The organism is Actinoallomurus acaciae (assembly GCF_042429965.1).
Classification (GTDB): Bacteria; Actinomycetota; Actinomycetes; order Streptosporangiales; family Streptosporangiaceae; genus Actinoallomurus; species Actinoallomurus acaciae.
Map to the genome: position 1 here is coordinate 1 of NZ_JBHLZP010000946.1, position 2442 is coordinate 2442.

Sequence of the window (2442 nt, forward strand, 5' to 3'; positions counted from 1 at the left end):
CGGTTGCGGGACGCCGTGCTCGCGCACCCGGAGACGCGGCTGGCCGACCTCGGCTCCTCCCTGGTCCGCGCTCGCGCCGCGCTCCACCACCGCGCGGTGGTCGTGGCGGGCGACCGGAGCGAGGCGCTCACCGGGCTCGGCGCGGTCGCGGCGGGGGGTTCCGCGTCCGAAGTCGTGTCCGGTGTCGCCGACGTCGACGGCAGGACGGTGTTCGTGTTCCCCGGTCAGGGGGCGCAGTGGGTGGAGATGGGAGCGGAACTGCTGGAGACCTCCCCGGTCTTCGCGGCCAGGCTGGCCGAGTGCGCCGACGCGCTCGCCGCCCACGTCGACTGGTCGCCGATCGAGGCGCTGCGCGGCCCGCTGGACCGGGTGGACGTCGTACAGCCCGTCTCCTTCGCGGTCATGGTGGCGCTGGCGGAGGTGTGGCGCTCCTACGGCGTGACGCCCGACGCGGTGGTGGGGCACTCCCAAGGCGAGATCGCCGCGGCGTGCGTGGCCGGAGCGCTGTCGCTGGAGGACGCGGCGCGGGTGGTGGCGTTGCGGAGCCGGGCGATCGCGGGTGGGCTTGCGGGTCGTGGCGGGATGGTATCGGTGGCGCTTCCGCTGGATCAGGTCACGACGCGATTGGTCGGGGGCCTGGAGATCGCGGCGGTCAACGGTCCGTCCTCGGTGGTCGTCGCGGGTGATCTGGGGGCTTTGGACGACCTGGTCGGGGCCTGTGAGGCCGATGGTGTGCGGGCACGCCGGATCCCGGTCGACTACGCCTCGCACACCTCGCACGTCGAGTCGGAGGACGAGTTGGCGGATCTGCTGGCCGGGCTCGATCCTCGGCCGTCGCGGGTGCCGTTCTTCTCGACGGTCGAGGGGCGGTGGCTGGACACGGCGGATTTGGACGGCGGCTACTGGTACCGCAACCTGCGGCGGACCGTGCGGTTCGCGGATGCCATCGAGACACTGGCCGAGGACGGGTTCCGCGCGTTCGTCGAGGTCAGCGCACACCCCGTGCTCGCACCGGCCATCACGGAGATCGTCACGGAGCCGTCGGTGGTCGTCGGCACCCTGCGCCGGGACGACGGCGGCCCGCGGCGCCTCCTGCTCTCGCTCGCCGAGCTTCACGTGCGCGGCGTGCCGGTCGACTGGACGGCCGTCTTCGCCGACGCCGACCCGCGGCCGGTCGCCCTGCCGACCTACGCCTTCCAGCGCGAACGCTACTGGCTCGAGCCCGCCCAGGGCCCGCCCGCCGGACCGGAGCCGGCCGGGCACCCGCTGCTCGGCGCGCTCGTCCCGCTCGCCGGGTCGGACGGCGCGGTGTTCACCGGACGGCTGAGCGAACGCGACCACCGCTGGCTCGCCGACCATCGCGTGGACGGTGCCGTGCTGCTGCCCGGCACCGCCCTGCTCGACGCCCTCCACCACATCGGCGACCTGCGCGGCGCTCCCGTCGTCGCCGAGCTCACCGGCTCCGCACCGATCGTGCTGCCCGAAGGCGGAGCACTCGACATCCAGATCCGCGTCGAGGAACGGTCCGTCCGCGTCCACACGCGCGACGGCGGCGACGCGGAGTGGACCGAGAACGCCACCGCGACGCTGGCGGAGGACACCCGGCCGGGGCCGGGCGTCCCCTGGCCGCCGCCCGCGGACGCGCGTCCTCTGGACATGAACGGCTTCTACGAAGGGCTCACCGTCGACTACGGCCCGTCCTTCCGCGCCGTCCAGGCGGTCTGGGCGGGCGACGGGGAGGCGTGGGCCGAACTCCGGCTGCCCGAGCAGGCCGACCCGGACGGTTACGGGCTTCATCCCGCGCTGCTCGACGCGGCCCTGCACCCGATCGCCGCCGCGAGACTTCTGCCCGGCCCCGACCGGCCACGCCTGGCGTTCTCCTGGTCCGGCGTGCGCCTGCACGCGACCGGCGCCCGTACGCTGCGCGTCCACCTGACCGCGACCGGCCCCGACACCGTGGCCATCAGCGCGGCGGACCCGTCCGGGACCCCCGTGGTCGACGTCGAGGCGCTCACCGTACGTCCCCTCGACCCCGCTCGCCTCTCCTCGGGCGGTACGCGCGACCGGCTGTTCGAGGTGTCGTGGGTTCCGGCGGGGACGGCCGGGCACCCGGCGCCGGAGGCCGTCGTACACCGTGTCGGGAGCGGTGACCCCGGGCAGACGCCCGCCGAGCGTGTTCGCACGGTGGGTCTCGACGTCCTGCGCGTCCTGCGGGCCTGGCCGGACGACCCGCGTGCGGCGTCGGCCCGTCTCCTCGTGGTCACCCGGCCGGACGACCTCGCCCACGAGGCGGTTCGCGGCCTGGTGCGCAGCGCGCAGTCGGAGCATCCCGGCCGGTTCGCCTCCCTGGTCACCGGCGATCCCGGCGAAGCGGCGATCGCCGCCGCGCTTCCGCTGGTGCCCGACGAGCCGCAGATCGCGGTGCGCGACGGGCGCGTCCTG

At 75.1% G+C, this 2442-nt stretch carries 1 protein-coding gene; it reads left to right on the forward strand.

The window, feature by feature from the left end:
* Window positions 1–2442: acyltransferase domain-containing protein (locus tag ACFFNX_RS49215; protein WP_378213371.1), on the forward strand; the 2442-nt coding region annotated here is incomplete at both ends.